The organism is Streptomyces xinghaiensis S187 (assembly GCF_000220705.2).
Lineage (GTDB): Bacteria > Actinomycetota > Actinomycetes > Streptomycetales > Streptomycetaceae > Streptomyces > Streptomyces xinghaiensis.
Genome location: NZ_CP023202.1, coordinates 602,119 through 617,435, shown reverse-complemented (window position 1 = coordinate 617,435; position 15,317 = coordinate 602,119). Strand labels below are relative to the sequence as shown.

General features: G+C 75.6%; 16 protein-coding genes. 12 read left to right on the top strand and 4 right to left on the bottom strand.

Going from position 1 to position 15,317, the window contains the following annotated elements; translation table 11 throughout:
• Positions 1 to 12 precede the first annotated feature (12 nt).
• From pcaH to SXIN_RS02630, 5 genes are read left to right on the top strand one after another with little or no spacing between them, the layout of a single operon-like run.
• On the top strand, positions 13 to 861 hold the full coding sequence (gene pcaH, locus SXIN_RS02650; protein WP_019708057.1) for a protocatechuate 3,4-dioxygenase subunit beta: 849 nt from the start codon (positions 13 to 15) through the stop codon (positions 859 to 861).
• Positions 858 to 1,436 carry a protocatechuate 3,4-dioxygenase subunit alpha gene (gene pcaG / locus SXIN_RS02645; RefSeq protein ID WP_019708058.1) on the top strand — a complete coding sequence of 193 codons (579 nt, stop codon included), beginning with the start codon at positions 858 to 860 and terminating at the stop codon, positions 1,434 to 1,436. The genes pcaH and pcaG overlap by 4 nt, the downstream gene beginning before the upstream one ends.
• On the top strand, positions 1,423 to 2,958 hold the full coding sequence (locus tag SXIN_RS02640) for a class-II fumarase/aspartase family protein (RefSeq protein WP_095756526.1): 1,536 nt from the start codon (positions 1,423 to 1,425) through the stop codon (positions 2,956 to 2,958). The genes pcaG and SXIN_RS02640 overlap by 14 nt, the downstream gene beginning before the upstream one ends.
• Positions 2,955 to 3,836, top strand: coding sequence for an alpha/beta fold hydrolase (locus tag SXIN_RS02635; RefSeq protein WP_095756525.1), 882 nt, complete (start codon positions 2,955 to 2,957; stop codon positions 3,834 to 3,836). Before SXIN_RS02640 ends, SXIN_RS02635 begins: the two co-directional genes overlap by 4 nt.
• Positions 3,836 to 5,014 carry a 4-hydroxybenzoate 3-monooxygenase gene (locus SXIN_RS02630; protein ID WP_019708059.1) on the top strand — a complete coding sequence of 393 codons (1,179 nt, stop codon included), beginning with the start codon at positions 3,836 to 3,838 and terminating at the stop codon, positions 5,012 to 5,014. The genes SXIN_RS02635 and SXIN_RS02630 overlap by 1 nt, the downstream gene beginning before the upstream one ends.
• A gap of 25 nt (positions 5,015 to 5,039) precedes the next feature.
• On the opposite strand, the gene SXIN_RS02625 is transcribed toward SXIN_RS02630, so the two are convergent.
• Positions 5,040 to 6,209, bottom strand: a complete 1,170-nt coding sequence (locus tag SXIN_RS02625) for an ROK family transcriptional regulator (RefSeq protein ID WP_095757888.1) — start codon at positions 6,207 to 6,209, stop codon at positions 5,040 to 5,042.
• 170 nt (positions 6,210 to 6,379) lie between these two features.
• On the bottom strand, positions 6,380 to 7,843 hold the full coding sequence (gene xylB, locus SXIN_RS02620; protein WP_095756524.1) for a xylulokinase: 1,464 nt from the start codon (positions 7,841 to 7,843) through the stop codon (positions 6,380 to 6,382).
• 204 nt (positions 7,844 to 8,047) lie between these two features.
• On the opposite strand from xylB, the gene xylA reads away from it, so the two are divergent.
• From xylA to SXIN_RS02605, 3 genes are all read left to right on the top strand, one after another.
• Positions 8,048 to 9,220, top strand: a complete 1,173-nt coding sequence (xylA, locus tag SXIN_RS02615) for a xylose isomerase (RefSeq protein ID WP_019708060.1) — start codon at positions 8,048 to 8,050, stop codon at positions 9,218 to 9,220.
• Between the two features lie 266 nt (positions 9,221 to 9,486).
• A complete protein-coding gene (locus SXIN_RS02610; protein ID WP_019706199.1) occupies positions 9,487 to 9,669 on the top strand; it encodes a hypothetical protein in 183 nt (60 codons plus the stop codon).
• 69 nt (positions 9,670 to 9,738) lie between these two features.
• Entirely contained in the window at positions 9,739 to 10,281 is a 543-nt protein-coding gene (locus SXIN_RS02605) for an MOSC domain-containing protein (protein ID WP_019706198.1), read from the top strand.
• A 140-nt stretch (positions 10,282 to 10,421) separates the two neighbouring features.
• Here SXIN_RS02605 and SXIN_RS02600 read toward each other — a convergent pair whose 3' ends face one another.
• Both SXIN_RS02600 and SXIN_RS31130 read right to left on the bottom strand, forming a co-directional pair.
• Positions 10,422 to 11,285 (bottom strand): hypothetical protein, encoded by an 864-nt coding sequence (locus SXIN_RS02600; protein WP_095756523.1) that lies wholly within the window; start codon positions 11,283 to 11,285, stop codon positions 10,422 to 10,424.
• A 98-nt stretch (positions 11,286 to 11,383) separates the two neighbouring features.
• On the bottom strand, positions 11,384 to 11,647 hold the full coding sequence (locus tag SXIN_RS31130) for a hypothetical protein (protein WP_039824556.1): 264 nt from the start codon (positions 11,645 to 11,647) through the stop codon (positions 11,384 to 11,386).
• A 190-nt stretch (positions 11,648 to 11,837) separates the two neighbouring features.
• On the opposite strand from SXIN_RS31130, the gene SXIN_RS02590 reads away from it, so the two are divergent.
• From SXIN_RS02590 to SXIN_RS02575, 4 genes are all read left to right on the top strand, one after another.
• A complete protein-coding gene (locus SXIN_RS02590) occupies positions 11,838 to 12,731 on the top strand; it encodes an oxygenase MpaB family protein (protein WP_019711911.1) in 894 nt (297 codons plus the stop codon).
• Between the two features lie 290 nt (positions 12,732 to 13,021).
• Positions 13,022 to 13,468: a roadblock/LC7 domain-containing protein gene (locus tag SXIN_RS02585; RefSeq protein ID WP_095756522.1), complete on the top strand. Its 447-nt coding sequence runs from the start codon at positions 13,022 to 13,024 to the stop codon at positions 13,466 to 13,468.
• Between the two features lie 217 nt (positions 13,469 to 13,685).
• Positions 13,686 to 14,120 (top strand): roadblock/LC7 domain-containing protein, encoded by a 435-nt coding sequence (locus tag SXIN_RS02580; protein ID WP_019708061.1) that lies wholly within the window; start codon positions 13,686 to 13,688, stop codon positions 14,118 to 14,120.
• Between the two features lie 151 nt (positions 14,121 to 14,271).
• A complete protein-coding gene (locus tag SXIN_RS02575; RefSeq protein ID WP_095756521.1) occupies positions 14,272 to 15,297 on the top strand; it encodes a DUF6397 family protein in 1,026 nt (341 codons plus the stop codon).
• The last annotated feature ends 20 nt before the right edge of the window (positions 15,298 to 15,317 follow it).

Sequence of the window (15,317 nt, the reverse complement as noted above, 5' to 3'; positions counted from 1 at the left end):
GGAGACGTCCGCATGAAGCTGTCCCACCCCGCGCCGGTGCCGTCGCCCGCGTCCGCGTCGGCGTCCGAGACGGTGACACCTCCCGCTCAGCCGCCGCTGGTCCAGGCCGACATCGACCGGGAGATCGCCGGGCTGCACGCGGCCTACGAGAAGGCCCGCGCCGGGGGCGCGCCCCCCGCGCACCACCCGCCGCGCGACTTCCGCCCCTACCGCAGCAGCGGCCTGCGCCACCCCAAGGAGCCGCTCGTCGCCGTGAACGGCGATCCGGAGACCGTCGAACTGCACGGGCCCGTCTTCGGCCCCACCGACGTCACCGAACTCGACGCCGACCTCACCCGGCAGCACCGCGGCGAGCCGCTGGGCGAGCGCATCACCGTCACCGGACGGGTGCTCGACAGCGGCGGCCGCCCCGTGCGCAACCAGCTCGTCGAGGTCTGGCAGGCCAACGCCTCCGGCCGCTACGCGCACCAGCGCGACCAGCACCCGGCACCCCTCGACCCCCACTTCACCGGCGTCGGCCGCTGCCTGACCGACGACCACGGCACCTACACCTTCACCACCATCAAGCCCGGCCCCTATCCCTGGCGGAACCACCTCAACGCCTGGCGCCCCGCGCACATCCACTTCTCGCTCTTCGGCACCGCCTTCACCCAGCGCCTGATCACCCAGATGTACTTCCCGGGCGACCCCCTCTTCCCGTACGACCCGATCCTGGCATCCGTCACCGACACAGCCGCGCGCGAACGGCTCGTCGCCACCTACGACCACGGGCTGTCCCGGCCCGAGTGGTCCCTGGGCTATCGCTGGGACATCGTCCTCGACGGACCCTCCGCCACCTGGATCGAGGAAGGCCGCTCATGAGCAGCACACCGCCCCGGGCCCTGCCGCCCACACCCTCCCAGACCGTCGGCCCCTTCTTCGGCTACGCGCTGCCCTTCACCGGCGGCGGCGACGTGGCACCACCCGGCCACCCCGACACCGTCACCCTCCACGGCCGGGTGCTCGACGGGGCCGGCGCGGCCGTCCCCGACGCCCTGCTGGAGTTCTGGCAGGCCGGGCCCGACGGCTCACCGTCCGGCGCCCCCGGCTCGCTGCGGCGCGACCCCGTCACCGGGGCGGTCCTCGGCCGGGACGGCGTCGAGTTCACCGGATTCGCCCGCGTCCCCACCGACGCCGACGGGCACTACACGCTGCGGACGCTGCCGCCCGGCGGCGCGCCCTACCTGTCCGTGTGCGTCTTCGCGCGCGGCCTGCTGCACCATCTGTTCACCCGTGCCTATCTGCGCGACGATCCGGACGACGGACTGCTCTCCACGCTGCCGGCCGAGCGCAGGGCGACGCTGCTCGCGCTGCCGGAGGAGGGCAGGCACCGCACCCACCGCTTCGACATCCGCCTGCAGGGCGAGGGGGAGACGGTCTTCCTTGACTTCGCCTGATTCCGCGGCCCCCGCCGGACCCCGGCCGGCGCGGCCCGGCGCCGGAGACGACACGGGGCTGCTCTCCCCGGTCCGGGCCGGTACTGCCGCCGAGGCGGCCACCGGCGACCGGGCCTGGCTCGCCGCCCTGCTCGACGCCGAGGCCGCGCTCACCCGCGCCCAGGCGGCGCTCGGCCTCGCCCCGGAGGAGGCGGCCGGCGCCGTGGACCGCGCCGTGCGCGAAGGCGCGTTCGACGTGCGGGACCTCGCCCTGCGCGCCCGCTCCGGCGGCAACCCCGTCATCCCCCTCGTCCGCGAACTGACCGCCGCCGTACGGAAGGCCGCGCCGGACGCCGCCGCGCATGTGCACCGGGGCGCGACCAGCCAGGACATCCTCGACACCGCCACCATGCTGGTCGCCGCACGGACGCTGCCGCTGATCCTCGCCGACCTCGAACGCGCCATCGACGCCCTGGGCCGGCTGGCGGACCGGCACCGCGCCACCCCCATGCCCGGCCGCACCCTCACCCAGCACGCCGTGCCCATCACCTTCGGCCTCAAGGCCGCGGGCTGGCGCTCCCTGCTCCTGGACGCCCACGACCGGCTGGCCGCGCTCCTGGACGGCGGCCTCCCGGTCCAGCTGGGCGGCGCCGCGGGCACCCTCGCGGCCTTCGGCGCGTACGCGCGGCCGGACGACGGGACGGACAACGGGACGGACCCGGCCGGCACCGGCGCCGCGGACACCGGGGAAACCGGGGGAGCGGCGGGCACGCGGATCGCCGCACAGTACGCGCGCGAACTCGGCCTCGCCGAGCCCGGACTGCCCTGGCACACCCTGCGCACCCCCGTCGCCGATCTCGCCGCCGGGCTCGCCTTCACCGCCGGGGCGCTGGGCAAGCTGGCCGCCGACGTCCTGGTGCTCTCCCGCACGGAGATCGGCGAGGTCGCCGAGGGGACCGGCGGCGGCTCCTCCGCCATGCCGCACAAGGCCAACCCGGCCCGGGCCGTGCTCATCGCGTCCGCCGCCCGCCAGGTCCCCGCCCTCGCCGCCGTCCTGCTCGGCTCGCTCGCCGCCGAGGACGAGCGGCCCGGTGGCGCCTGGCACGCCGAGTGGCAGCCGCTGCGGGAGGCGCTGCGCCTCACCGGCGGCGCGGCCGAGGCGGCCGCCGGACTGGCCGGGGGCCTGCGGGTCCGGCCCGAACGGATGCGCGCCAATCTCGACCTCACCGGCGGACTCGTCGTCTCCGAACGCCTGACCGCCGAACTCGCCCCGCTCCTCGGCCGTGAGGAAGCGGCCGGCCTGCTCGGCGACGCGGCCCGCCGTGCCGCCGAGCGCGGGACCGGCCTGCGGGAGGCGCTCCGCGAGGAACCCGCCGTGCGCGAGGCGCTGTCCGAGGAACGGCTGCGCGAGCTGACCGACCCCACCGGCTACACCGGTGAGGCCGCCGTGCTCACCGCCCGCGCCCTGCGCCGCGCGCCCCGCCGCTTCCCCGCGGGCCCGCCCTCCCCGCCGTCCGCATCCTCGCCGGAGGGACGGGCATGACCGGCCGGCCGCTCGCACACCACCGGCTCGACGGCCCGGAGACCGCGCCACCGCTGATCCTCGGCCCGTCCCTGGGCACCTCCACCGCCGTCTGGGAGCCGCAGACTGCGGAACTGGCCCGCACCCGCCGTGTGCTCCGCTGGGACCTGCCCGGCCACGGCGGCTCCCCGGCGGACCTCCTGCCGTCCTGGGACACCCCGGGCGCCACCACGGTCGCCGACCTGGCCCGTCTGGTGCTCGATCTCGCCGACCACCACGGCTGGACGCGCTTCGGCTACGCCGGCATATCCCTCGGCGGCGCGGTCGGCGCACACCTCGCCGCGCACCACCCCGGACGCGTCGAAGCGCTCGCCCTCGTCTGCTCCTCCGCCCGGTTCGGCGCGCCCGGGGCCTGGCGCGAACGGGCGCGGCTGGTGAGGGAGAAGGGCACCGCGGCGCTGCTGGAGGCCACGCCCGGACGGTGGTTCGCCGCCCCGGACCGGGCGGTCGCCTCCCGGCACGCGGCCGCCGTGCTGGCCGATCTCGCCGCCGCGGACCGGAACGGCTATGCCGCCTGCTGCGACGCTCTCGCCGGCTACGACCTGCGGTCCGGGCTCGGCCGCATCGGCGTGCCGGCCCTCGTCGTCGCCGGGCGCGACGATCCCGCGACCCCGCCCGAGCACGCGCGCGAACTCGCCGACGGCATCCCCGGCGCCGATCTGCTCGAACTCGCCCACGCCGCCCACCTCGCCGGCATCGACCGGCCCTCCGCCGTCGGCGCGGCCCTCTCGGCGCACTTCGGCGCCGGGGCGGCGCACCACCGAGATCCCGCGGATCCGGCCTCCGGCCGTCCCCGTCCCGGCCGTTCCGCCCACCCCGACACCCCGGAGGAACCCTGATGCACACCACCGTCGGCATCATCGGCGGCGGGCCCGCCGGTCTGCTGCTCGCCCGGCTGCTGGACCGGGCCGGTATCGACTCCGTCGTCCTGGAGCACCGTGACCGCGCCTATGTGGAGGAGCGGCAGCGCGCCGGCATCCTCGAACAGGGGACGGTGGACGCGCTGCGCGCCTGTGGTGCCGGCGAGCGCATGGACCGCGAGGGCCTCGTCCATCACGGCATCGAACTCCGCTTCGACCGCCGCAGCCACCGGATCGACTTCCCCTCCCTCACCGGCGGGCGCAGCGTCATGGTGTACGCGCAGACCGAGGTGGTGAAGGACCTCATCGCCCTGCGGCTGGCGGAGGGGGGCGGCCCCCTGCTGTTCGGCGCCGAGGCGGTGGCCGTCGAGGGCGCGGACACCGGAAGCCCGGTCATCCGGTTCACCCACGAGGGACGCGAGCGGACGCTCTCCTGCGACTTCGTGGTCGGCTGCGACGGCTTCCACGGCATCGCGCGCGAGGCGCTCCCCGAGACGGTGCGGCGCGTCTTCGAGCGGGTCTACCCCTACTCGTGGCTGGGCATCCTGGCCGATGTGCCGCCCTCCTGCGAGGAGTTGATCTACGCGCACTCGCCGCGCGGCTTCGCCCTGCACAGCATGCGCACGCCCACGGTCAGCAGGCTCTACCTCCAGGTCCCGAACGGCACCGACCCGGCCGACTGGTCCGACGAGCGGATCTGGGACGAACTCGACGCCCGGTTCGCCGTCGACGGCGACTGGAAACTCGAACGGGGCCCGATCACCCAGAAGTCCGTCACCCCGATGCGCAGCTGGGTCACCGAGCCGATGCGTCACGGCCGGCTGTTCCTGGCCGGCGACGCCGCGCACATCGTCCCGCCGACCGGCGCGAAAGGGCTCAACCTGGCGGTGTCCGACGTCGTGGTGCTGGCGCGGGCGCTCGAGCACTGGCGGGCCACCGGATCCGAGGACCTGCTCGACGCCTACTCGGACACCTGTCTGCGGCGGGTCTGGCGGGCGGAGCACTTCTCGTACGTCATGACGACGTCCCTGCACACCGATCCGGACCAGAGCCCGTTCGACGGCAGGCTGCAACTGTCCCAGCTGCACCGGATAGCCGACTCCACCGCCGCGGCGACCGAACTCGCCGAGAACTACACGGGGCTGCCGATCGGCTGACCGTCCGGGGCGGGGCGGGGGGTGGTCAGCCGGCGGCGGCCAGCGCGCCCATCGGGTCGTCCAGGACGTCCTGGACGACCGACTGCGCGGCACCCAGCAGCGCGGCGTCCCGGCCCAGTCCGGAGACGACGATCTCGCCGTGCGCCGCGCGCGTCGGATCGGCCACGTGCCGGCGCAGCTCCCGCTCCGCCGCGGGCAGCAGCCACGGGGACAGCTCGGTCAGCGCGCCGCCGAGCACGATGGTCTCCGGGTCCAGCAGGTTCACCACCCCGGCGAGGGCGGTGCCGAGCGCGGCCCCCGCGCCCCGCAGCGCGCGGCGCGCGGCACCGTCCCCCGCGACGGCGCGCGCCCGCAGGACGGCCACCCCGGCGGCTCCCCGCTCCTCGATCCCGGCGGCGCGGAGCAGGGCCTCCTCGCCCGCGTACTGCTCCAGGCACCCCCGCCCGCCGCACGCGCAGGGGCGCCCGGCGGGGCGTACCGGGACGTGCCCCAGCTCGCCCGCGAAACCGTGCGCCCCGCGCAGCAGGGACCCGTCCACGACGACCGCCGCGCCGATGCCGATCTCGGCCGAGACGTAGACGAAGTCGCGCGGCGCCGGGGTGCGGTCCCCGCGCCAGAGTTCGGCCAGCGCGCCGATGTTGGCCTCGTTGGCGATCGTCACGGGCAGCCCGAGGGTTTCCGCGAGAACGGTGCCGGCGTCCAGACCCTGCCAGCCCAGGTTCGGGGCGCGCACCACCGTCGCCGCGTCCCGCGCGACGAGACCCGGCACGGCCACCGCGACGCCGACGGGGCGCAGCCCCTCGCGCTCGGCATCCGCGGTCACCCGGGCACAGAGACCGGCGAGCCGCCGCAGCACCGGCCCGGGCGCGCTGCCGCGGTGCTCGCCCTCCTCCTCGGCCCGGACCCGGACCCGTCCCCGCAGATCCACGGCGCAGACGGCCAGCCGGTCCACCCCGATCTCCGCGCCGAGCCCGGCCGGGCCGCGCTCGTTCAGCGCGAGGTCACGGCCGGGCCGCCCGACCGTGCCCGGCCGGCTCCGGCCGAGCTCCACCAGCAGCCCGGCACGCGCCAGTTCGTCGACGAGCGTGGACACGGCGGCGCGGGTCAGCCCGATCCGGGAGGCGACGCCAGCCCGTGAGACCGGGCCGTGCGCGGCCACGGTGTGCAGCACCAGGGAGAGGTTCCGCTGCCGCATTCCGTGCTGGGTGTTGGGCGCCGGTACGGCCACGGCCCGGCTCCTTTCGTCGTGAGCGTTCCGACCCTACGGGGACGCCGGGACCGGTGCGCGGGCGGTGCCCGGCACCGGCCCGGCAGGTGCGGCAGGTGCGGTCGGCGGCGTTCCGTCCCGCGCCGCCCGCCGTCCGGCTAGCCCTCCAGGAGCGGTTCCGCGCTCTTGAGAGTCCGGGCCAGCCGCTCCAGGGCGGCCTCGTCCCGCTCCACGGGGTCCAGGGACGCCCCGCGGTCGGTTCCCCAGCGCCGGGCCACCTCGGCCGGGTCCTCCCCGGTCAGCAGCCCGGCCGCCTGCGCGGCCGCGCCCAGCGCGACCAGTTCGGAGGCCTCGGGCACCAGGACCGGGCGCCCGGAGAGCCGGCGCACCGTCTCCCGCCAGGCGGTGCCGCGGGCACCGCCGCCGATGAGCAGGATCGGCGCGCGCGGGTCGGCGTCCGCGTCCAGCACCAGGTCCAGCGCCGAAAGCAGCGCGTACACCGCGCCGTCGTAGGCGGCCTGGAGGACCTGCCCGGCGGTGGTGTCGTGCCGCAGGCCGTGGAGCAGCCCGGAGGCGTACGGCAGGTTGGGGGTCCGCTCGCCGTCCAGGAAGGGCAGCACGACGGCCGATCCGCCCGGCTCCACGGCCTCCCGGTCGCGGCCGAGCAGTTCCGCGAACCGGTCCACGGCCAGGGTGCAGTTGAGGGTGCAGGCCAGGGGCAGCCAGTCGCCGCGGGCGTCGGCGAACCCGGCGACCGTGCCGGTGGGATCGGCGGGACGGCGCGGGGAGACCGCGTAGACCGTGCCGGAGGTGCCGAGGCTCAGCACCGGCCGCCCGGGCCGCAGTCCGAGGCCGAGCGCGGCGGCCATGTTGTCGCCGGTGCCCGCGCCCACCACGGCGCCCGGCTTCAGCGGCAGACCGTCCAGGCCGCCCCGTACGGCTCCCGCGGCCGAGCCGGGGGGTACGACCTCGGGCAGCAGCGCCGGGTCGAGGGCGACCCGGCCGAGGATGTCCTCGTCGTAGAGGCCGGCCGGTGAGCCGTCCTCGCCGCGCCACCAGCCGGTGCCCGAGGCGTCGCCGCGGTCCGTGGTGCCGCGTCCGGTGAGCCGTTCGGTGAGGTAGTCGTGCGGCAGGCGGACGGCCGCCGTGCGCGCGGCGGCCTCGGGCTCGTTCTCCCGCAGCCACGCCCACTTGGTGATCGTGAACGCCGGGGCGGGCACCGAGCCGATCCGCCCGGCCCACGCCTCCGCGCCGCCGAGCTCCTCGACGAGCCGGTCGCGCTGCGGGGCAGAGCGCACGTCGTTCCAGAGCATCGCGGGCCGCACCGGCCGCCCGTCGGCGTCCAGGGTCACCAGCCCGTGCTGCTGCCCGCCGACCGCGACGGCCTCCGCGCGCTCCGCGGCCGCGCCGCACTGGCGGAGGGCCTCGGTCAGCGCCTCCCACCACTGCGCGGGATCACTCTCCCGTCCCGCGCCGCCGCTGACCCGGTGCGGCGCCTGCCCGCGGGCGACGACCTCGCCGGTGGCGGCGTCGACGACCAGTGCCTTGGTGGACTGGGTGGAGCTGTCCACGCCCACGACGAGCGGCCCGTCACCGGAAGCCCGCCCTCCCGTTGCTGTCATCGCGTGATCCCTTCCCCGGGCGGTTCCGTGCCCTGTCCGTGGTGTGCCTCTGGTGTGCCTGTGGTGTGCCCGTGCGGCCTTTCCGGCGGTCTCCCCGGTGGCTCCTCCGGTGATTTCTCCGGCCCGGAGGGCCTCCGGGCTTCCCAGCCGCGCTCGTGCATACTAATTTGTAAAGCGCCATGACGAAATAGCGAGGAGCCCGCAATGAGCTACCAGCCGACACCGGACGACAAATTCAGCTTCGGCCTGTGGACCGTGGGGTGGCAGGGACGCGACCCGTTCGGTGACGCCACCCGGGCCGCCATCGACCCGGCCGAGTCCGTACGGCGGCTCGCCGACCTCGGCGCGTACGGCGTGACGTTCCACGACGACGACCTCATCCCCTTCGGCTCCTCGGACGCCGAGCGCGAGTCCCACATCAAGCGCTTCCGCGAGGCGCTCGACGCCACCGGCCTGATCGTCCCGATGGCCACCACCAACCTGTTCACCCACCCCGTCTTCAAGGACGGCGGGTTCACCTCCAACGACCGCGACGTCCGCCGCTACGCGCTCCGCAAGACGATCCGCAACATCGACCTGGCCGCCGAGTTGGGCGCCCGTACGTACGTCGCCTGGGGCGGGCGCGAGGGCGCCGAGTCCGGCGCCGCCAAGGACGTGCGCGTCGCCCTCGACCGGCTCAAGGAGGCCTTCGACGTGCTCGGCGAGTACGTCACCGAGAAGGGCTACGACCTGCGGTTCGCCCTGGAGCCCAAGCCCAACGAGCCGCGCGGCGACATCCTGCTGCCCACTGTCGGGCACGCGCTGGCGTTCATCGAGCGCCTGGAGCGCCCGGAGCTCTACGGCGTCAACCCGGAGGTCGGCCACGAGCAGATGGCCGGGCTCAACTTCGCGCACGGCATCGCGCAGGCCCTGTGGGCGGGCAAGCTCTTCCACATCGACCTGAACGGCCAGTCCGGCATCAAGTACGACCAGGACCTCCGCTTCGGCGCCGGCGACCTGCGCTCCGCCTTCTGGCTGGTCGACCTGCTGGAGACGGCCGGCTACGAGGGCCCGCGGCACTTCGACTTCAAGCCGCCGCGCACCGAGGACTACGACGGGGTGTGGGAGTCCGCGGCCGGCTGCATGCGCAACTACCTGCTCCTCAAGGAGCGGGCGGCGGCCTTCCGCGCCGACCCGGAGGTGCAGGAGGCCCTGCGCGCCTCCCGGCTGGACGAGCTGGCGCGGCCGACCCTCGGCGAGGGCGAGACGCTCGCCGGTCTGCTGGCCGACCGCGGTGCCTTCGAGTCCTTCGACGTCGAGGCGGTGGCGCAGAAGGGGATGGCCTTCGAGCGGCTGGACCAGCTCGCCATGGACCACCTGCTGGGCGCCCGCGGCTGACCCAGCGCACGGCGCCCGGGGGCGTGCGCACTGCCCGCGCGCGCCCCGCGGCCGGGTCCCGGCCTCCCCTGTACGGGTCCCGGCTCCTGCGGGCGGCCCGGCCCGGACGGTTCGCCGTCCGGGCCGGGCCGTCACGCGGTGCGCCCCCTCCGGGTCCGCCGCGGCGGAAATCAGGGTCGGCTCGGGGTCCGCGGCGGAACCACCGGCCGTGCTCCGGCCGTTTCACCGGGTACAGCGGCATCCGCCGCTCAAGGGAGGCGCAGAAGATGTCGAAGCGTACGAAGGTCGTGGTCGGTGGTGCGGTGGCGGGCGTGTTCCTGCTGTGGCTGCTGCCGTTCTGGGCGGCGCTGCTGGTGCTCGTCGGAGTGCCGGTGGGCGCGTACCTGCTGCTGGACCCCTCGCAGCGGCGCCGGCTGAAGAGGGCCACCCGAAAAGAGCTGGGCCGCTGACCCGGCCGCCGGTACCGTCCCCGGTGGGCGCCCGGCAGCGGGCCGGGGCCGGAGGGACGGGGGTGCGGGATGAACGGCACGGTCGCGGCGGTGAGCCGCGAGGAGGAGTACCGCTTCAGCAAGCGGGGGCGGGACGCCATCCGGCTGGTGGCCGGGCTCGGGGTGGAGGGTGACGCGCACCAGGGGGTGACGGTCCGGCACCGGTCGCGCATGGCCCGGGACCCGGCACAGCCCAATCTCCGGCAGGTCCACCTCCTGCACCGGGAGCTGTTCGCCGAGGTGGCCGAGGCCGGATTCGAGGTGCTGCCCGGGCAGTTGGGGGAGAACATCACCACCGCCGGGATCGACCTGCTCGCGCTGTCCACCGGCACCCTGCTGCGTCTCGGCGACGAGGCGGTGGTCGAGGTGACCGGTCTCCGCAACCCGTGCGCGCAGATCGACGGGTTCCGGGACGGGCTGCTGAAGGAGGTCCTCGGCCGCGACGAGCGCGGGCGGGTGGTCCGCCGGGCCGGGATCATGGGCATCGTCCTGGTGGGCGGAGAGGTGCGCCCCGGCGACCGGATCAAGGCCGAGGCGCCCGCCGGACCGCACCACCCGCTGGAGCCGGTCTGATCGTCCCGGCGAACGGGGACGGCGCCGGGCGAGCGCGGGGCGACGGGACGGACCCGGGGCCGGGCGGGGGTGCCGGGCACGCACGGGTCCGCCGGGCCCGGCCGGGAGCCGGCCGCACCGCCCGGGAGCCGCCCGGTGCCTCAGGCCGGCTTGGCCGCCATCTCGTCCAGCGCCCGGAGCAGCGCGGGGAGCTTCGGCCCGCGGCCGACCGGGATGACGTCCCCCGGCATGTCGTCGAGCAGGACGAACGCCATGTCGTCGGTCCGCGCCACCAGGCTCCAGCCCGGTCCGTCGGCCCGCAGCGTCCTGGCCCCGTCCGAGGCGAACGCGGAGCGGACCCGGCCGAGGGGCGGGGGCGTCTCCACGTAGGCGTGCGCTTCCCGGAGCACGCGCCGTACGCCCTCGTTCGACGGCTCGCCCCCGTCCGACGGCCGGGCCGATTCCGCCGGTGCGGCCGGCGCCGCCGGGCCGTCCGCGGCGTCGTCCCCGCCACTCCCGGAGGGCTCCTCCGCCCCCCCGTACTCCTCCCGCCAGACCGCCCATCGCAGTGCGATCTCGTCCGCCCCGAGCCTGCGCTGGGCCGGCCCCCAGGTCCGGGCGTCCGGTGGTGCCAGCGGCGGCCGTCCGCCGTCCGGGTCCGGTGGCGGGTCGTGGGGCGCGGGGACCCCGGGCGCGGAGACGGCCACCGCCAGCGGCCAGCCGGGCAGCACGCTGACGACGCTGCGCTCGTCGGGCGACAGGTCGTACTCCATACCGCAGTCCCAGGCGGCGAGGGCACAGGCGACGAGTGACACGTCGTCGATGACCACGGTCCACCGGGCGCCGCCGCCGTCCTGCCCCAGCACCAGCCCGTACCCCTGCTCGTAGGGTTCCAGACCGAGCGCCGCGCAGACCTCCGGGAAGTCGTCGCCGAGCACGCTCGGGAAACGGGCGGGCGTGAGCAGCACGGCGGTGAGGACGAACAGCGCGTCCTCGTCCGTCGCGGTCTCCTCCGTCGCGGCCACGGCAGCCTCCCATCGGGTCGTCGGTGCGCGAACCTTAACCAGTGGGTAACCCCGGCGTCGAGAGATCTGGAGCACGCCGGGGTCCGCCGCGCGGGGTCTCAGTCCCCGGGGAGGCCCAGCAGAGCGCGTGCGACCGTGTGCGGTGACTCCCCCCGTTCCCGGGCGAGGGCGATGACCGCCCTGCTCGCCAGTTCCGTCACGCCGAAGGACAGTGCCTCGGGTGAGACCCAGTCGGCCGCCTCGGCGGCGCGGTCGTCGTCGTTCTCGGCGCCCGCCGCCACGTAGACGGCGGCGGCCTCGAACAGGTTGTGCGGCCGTACGGCGGGGGCCGGAGGGGTCCTCGGACGGCTCCTCCGAGCCATCAGGCCGCGGAACGCGCGCAGCACGACGCATCACCCCTTCCCCTGTTCCGGTCCGTTCCGGTCCCGGTCGGTGTTCCGGGTGCGGGCGGACGGTGCCGCCCGCTTCCTTGTCCTCCTACCCCGTTTGCCCCCGATCCGTAGAGTGGGACACCGGGGGAGAAACCCGGTGCGGCGGAGGGGGACGGACGGCGTGAAGCGCTACGACCGGCTGAGGGAGATCCTGCGACTGGATCCGGAGCGGGACTTCCTGCGGATCTACCGGCTCATGGCCGCGTACGAGTTCCCCTGGGACATCACCCGCGCCCTGGAACTGGCCCTCTACCGCACCTACGCGGTGCCGCGCATCGGCGGCTTGCTCGCGCGCACCGGGGAGTTCACCGGCCGCCCGCAGAAGCGGTACGACGACACCGCACTGCTGCTGGACGCGGTGATGGAGCACGGATTCGACAGCGAGGACGGCCGGACGGCGCTCCGCCGCATCAACCGGATGCACCGCAGCTACGACATCGGCAACGACGACATGCGCTACGTGCTGAGCACCTTCGTCGTCGTGCCGAAACGCTGGATCGACGCCTACGGCTGGCGGCGGCTCACGGAACACGAACTCCGCGCCCTGGTCGCCTACTACCGCACGCTCGGCCGCCACATGGGCATTCAGGACATCCCGGAGACCTATGCCGACTTCGAGCGCTGTCTCGACTCCTACGAGGCGGCGCACTTCGCCTGGGACGAGGGCGCGCGGCGGGTCTCCGACGCGACGCTCGACCTGATGGCCTCCTGGTATCCGGCTCCCCTCGCACCGCTCGCGCGCGGAGCGAGCATGGCACTGCTGGACGACTCCCTGCTGCGCGCCTTCCGCTACGCCCCGCCGAAGCCGGCCGTCCGGGCCGCCGTACGCGGCGCGCTGCGGCTCCGCGGCCGCGCCGTACGGCTGCTGCCACCGCGCGGCAAGCCGCACTACGCGCGGCAGAATCCGCAGATCAAGGGGTATCGCGACGGCTACCGCCTGGCCGAGCTGGGCACGTTCCCGGTTGCCGGGTCCGCCGGCTGCCCCGTCCCGCATGCCGACGGCGGGCCGTCCTGAGGCCGGTGTGCGCGGGGGTCCCGGGGTTTCCCGGTTTTCCGTACTGCCGTCCTGGTCATATACCGCCGTCTCGTGCCTTCTGGGAGGGAAAGCGGGCTGACGGGCAGGTATCGGCACCTTCCGGTCGCTTCTGAAGGCAGAGCGGTCAGATGCTGCCGAGTTCCGGAGTTCGTCCGGAGTGCCGCCGGCGTCCCGCACTAGCGTTCCGGACTCATGGAACACGAGCAGCAGGGCCGTGCGGGCGCTTCCGCCGCGCGGGCCGTGCTGCCGGGGGAGTGAGGAGAACGGGCATGGGCGACGCCGACTGGAACGGTGCCGGTATCCGCCCCGGTGGCGGCCTCGACGGACTGCTGGACGAACTGGTCGACGAGGTGCCCGGAGTGCGGCACGCGGTTCTGCTGTCCACCGGGGGAGTGGTGGCCGGATCCTCGCGGGGCCTCAGCCGGGCGGACGCCCGTCATCTCGCCTCCGTGGCTTCCGGGTTCCACCGCGTGGCCACCGACGCCGGGCGCCGTCTCGGCGCGGGCAGCGGGCGCCGCACCCTGGTGGAACTGGACGCCGGGGGACGGCTGTTCGTCGCCGCCGCGGGCCGGGACAGCTGTCTCGCCGTGCTGGGTGCGGGGGAGGCCGATCCGGGTGTGGTGACCGCCGAGATGGACCGGCTGGCGGGCCGTCTGAGCGGTGTCCGCCGGGCGGTGCCGTCCTCGTCCCCGGCGCCGCCGGGCGCCGCGGGCTGACCTCGCCGGCCCCGGCGCCCCGTCGACCGCGGGGGCGGGCCGCCGGTGCCGCCCGTGGTGCGGGTTCTCGGCGTCCGCGAACTCGCGTTCGATGTCTCCCGGTTCCACCGTGAAGGGCACACATCGTGCGGCCGGTGGCCGGGGGCTGTCTTGCCCCCGGGGCCGCGGTGGGACAGGCTGGCGGCAATCGAGGCGAATCGCCGACGGGGAGGCAGGAATGGCGCTCGGCAAGGGGCTCGACTGGCTGCTGAACGACCTGACGAAGCGACTGGCCTATGTCCGGCACGGGTTGATCCTGTCCAACGACGGCCTGGTGACGGCCGCGAGCGAGGAACTGGGCCGTGAGGACGCCGAGCACCTGGCCGCCGTCTGCTCCGGACTGCACAGTCTCGCCAAGGGGTCCGCCCACCACTTCGCGGCCGGCCGGGTCCGCCAGACCATGGTCGAGTTCGATGACGGCGTGCTGTTCGTGACGGCGGCCGGCGACGGAAGCTGTCTGTGCGTACTCACCGCCGCCGAGGCCGATGTCGGCCAAGTCGCCTACGAGATGACCCTGTTGGTCAACCGGGTGGGCGAGCACCTGGGAGTCGGGGCGCGCGAGCGCGGGAGGCCGGACGGGGCGGGCGAGGTGGACGGATTCGGGTTCCGCTGACCGGGGTCCCACCGGACGGTTCCCGCCGGCCGCGGCCTCGGGGCGGCGGCTCCGCGCGGAGTTATCCACAGGCCGAGCGGCCTGTCCGTGTCCCGCGCTACGGTCGTCACCGTCAGTGGTGAAGTGGTGGCGGACCGGAACGGGGAGAGCCATGGCAGCGCAGGTGAAGGACGGGCGGCGGCCGGTGGGGCGGAGCGGCGCGCGAGGAGCGCTCGCTCTCCGCGGCGCGGCGGCCCGGCTCGGGCTGAAACCGGGCGAGTTGGAGCTCGGTGTGCGTCTCGGTGAGGTGCGGACGGTCGCCGGCCCGGAGGGGCGCCGCAGGGTCCCGGTGGCCGAGGTGGAGCGACTCCGGTCGGCCGAAGGCTTCCCGGACGCACTGCGGGAGCGGGTACGTTCCGTGACGGCGACCGAGGGCGCCGCCCTCCTGGGCATCGGGCCGGCCCGCTTCACGCGGCTGGCCAAGGTGGGCTGTTTCAGCCCCGTCATGTTCTACGTCAACCGCTACCGCGCCCTCGTCTGGCTCTACCCGGTGGCGGAACTGCGGAAGTTCGCCGAGCGGGAGCCCGCTCTGCTCACCGGCAGCACCCCTCAGGGCCTCCGGAAGCTGCTGGACGCCGGTGAGGACTGGCGGGCCCGCAACTGGCGCAGCCGGCGCGTCGCCCAACTGGCGAGGGAAGCGGAGAACGCCTGGGAACGGGCGGCGGTGGCCGCGGCCGTGCTGGGACCCGACCAGTTGGCGGAGGTCGTCGACGACCCCTACGAGCGGGCCCATCTGCGCCGGTTGCGGGCATCGCTGCTGCCCGCGAAGGGCGAGCCCCCGTCCTCCCGGCCGCTGGTGGAGCCGCTGCTCACCGCGGACGATCCGGACGAGATCCTCTGGCACCGGATCAGCCTGGCGCTCTGTCTGGACGAGGCGCGGGCGGAGCGCCCCGCACCCCGCCCCGGGGAGGCCGGGCGGTCCGGGAGGGTGCCGCCCTCGCCGGAGCCCGTACCCCCGGCCGGCGGGGACGGCCACGGCCCGGGAGCGGAGTCCGCCGCCGGGGCCGCTGTGCGCCCGGGGCGCGCCCGGCCTTCCGCCCCGGTGCGGCCCGCCGGGCGGGCGGAGCGGAGCGGGCCGCCCGGGAGGCCGGGTCCGCGCGGGCTGTGGCGCCGGCTGCACCGTTCGCCTTCACGCTGAGCACCGGCCAGGGGACGGCC

Coding starts and splice junctions, on each gene's coding strand:
- SXIN_RS02585 (WP_095756522.1), top strand. CDS start 13,022: ATGGGCGACGCCGACTGGAACGGTGCCGGTATCCGCCCCGGTGGCGGC.
- SXIN_RS02635 (WP_095756525.1), top strand. CDS start 2,955: ATGACCGGCCGGCCGCTCGCACACCACCGGCTCGACGGCCCGGAGACC.
- SXIN_RS02630 (WP_019708059.1), top strand. CDS start 3,836: ATGCACACCACCGTCGGCATCATCGGCGGCGGGCCCGCCGGTCTGCTG.
- SXIN_RS02580 (WP_019708061.1), top strand. CDS start 13,686: ATGGCGCTCGGCAAGGGGCTCGACTGGCTGCTGAACGACCTGACGAAG.
- xylA (WP_019708060.1), top strand. CDS start 8,048: ATGAGCTACCAGCCGACACCGGACGACAAATTCAGCTTCGGCCTGTGG.
- SXIN_RS02610 (WP_019706199.1), top strand. CDS start 9,487: ATGTCGAAGCGTACGAAGGTCGTGGTCGGTGGTGCGGTGGCGGGCGTG.
- pcaH (WP_019708057.1), top strand. CDS start 13: ATGAAGCTGTCCCACCCCGCGCCGGTGCCGTCGCCCGCGTCCGCGTCG.
- SXIN_RS02625 (WP_095757888.1), bottom strand. CDS start 6,209: ATGCGGCAGCGGAACCTCTCCCTGGTGCTGCACACCGTGGCCGCGCAC.
- SXIN_RS02605 (WP_019706198.1), top strand. CDS start 9,739: ATGAACGGCACGGTCGCGGCGGTGAGCCGCGAGGAGGAGTACCGCTTC.
- pcaG (WP_019708058.1), top strand. CDS start 858: ATGAGCAGCACACCGCCCCGGGCCCTGCCGCCCACACCCTCCCAGACC.
- SXIN_RS31130 (WP_039824556.1), bottom strand. CDS start 11,647: ATGGCTCGGAGGAGCCGTCCGAGGACCCCTCCGGCCCCCGCCGTACGG.
- xylB (WP_095756524.1), bottom strand. CDS start 7,843: ATGACAGCAACGGGAGGGCGGGCTTCCGGTGACGGGCCGCTCGTCGTG.
- SXIN_RS02575 (WP_095756521.1), top strand. CDS start 14,272: ATGGCAGCGCAGGTGAAGGACGGGCGGCGGCCGGTGGGGCGGAGCGGC.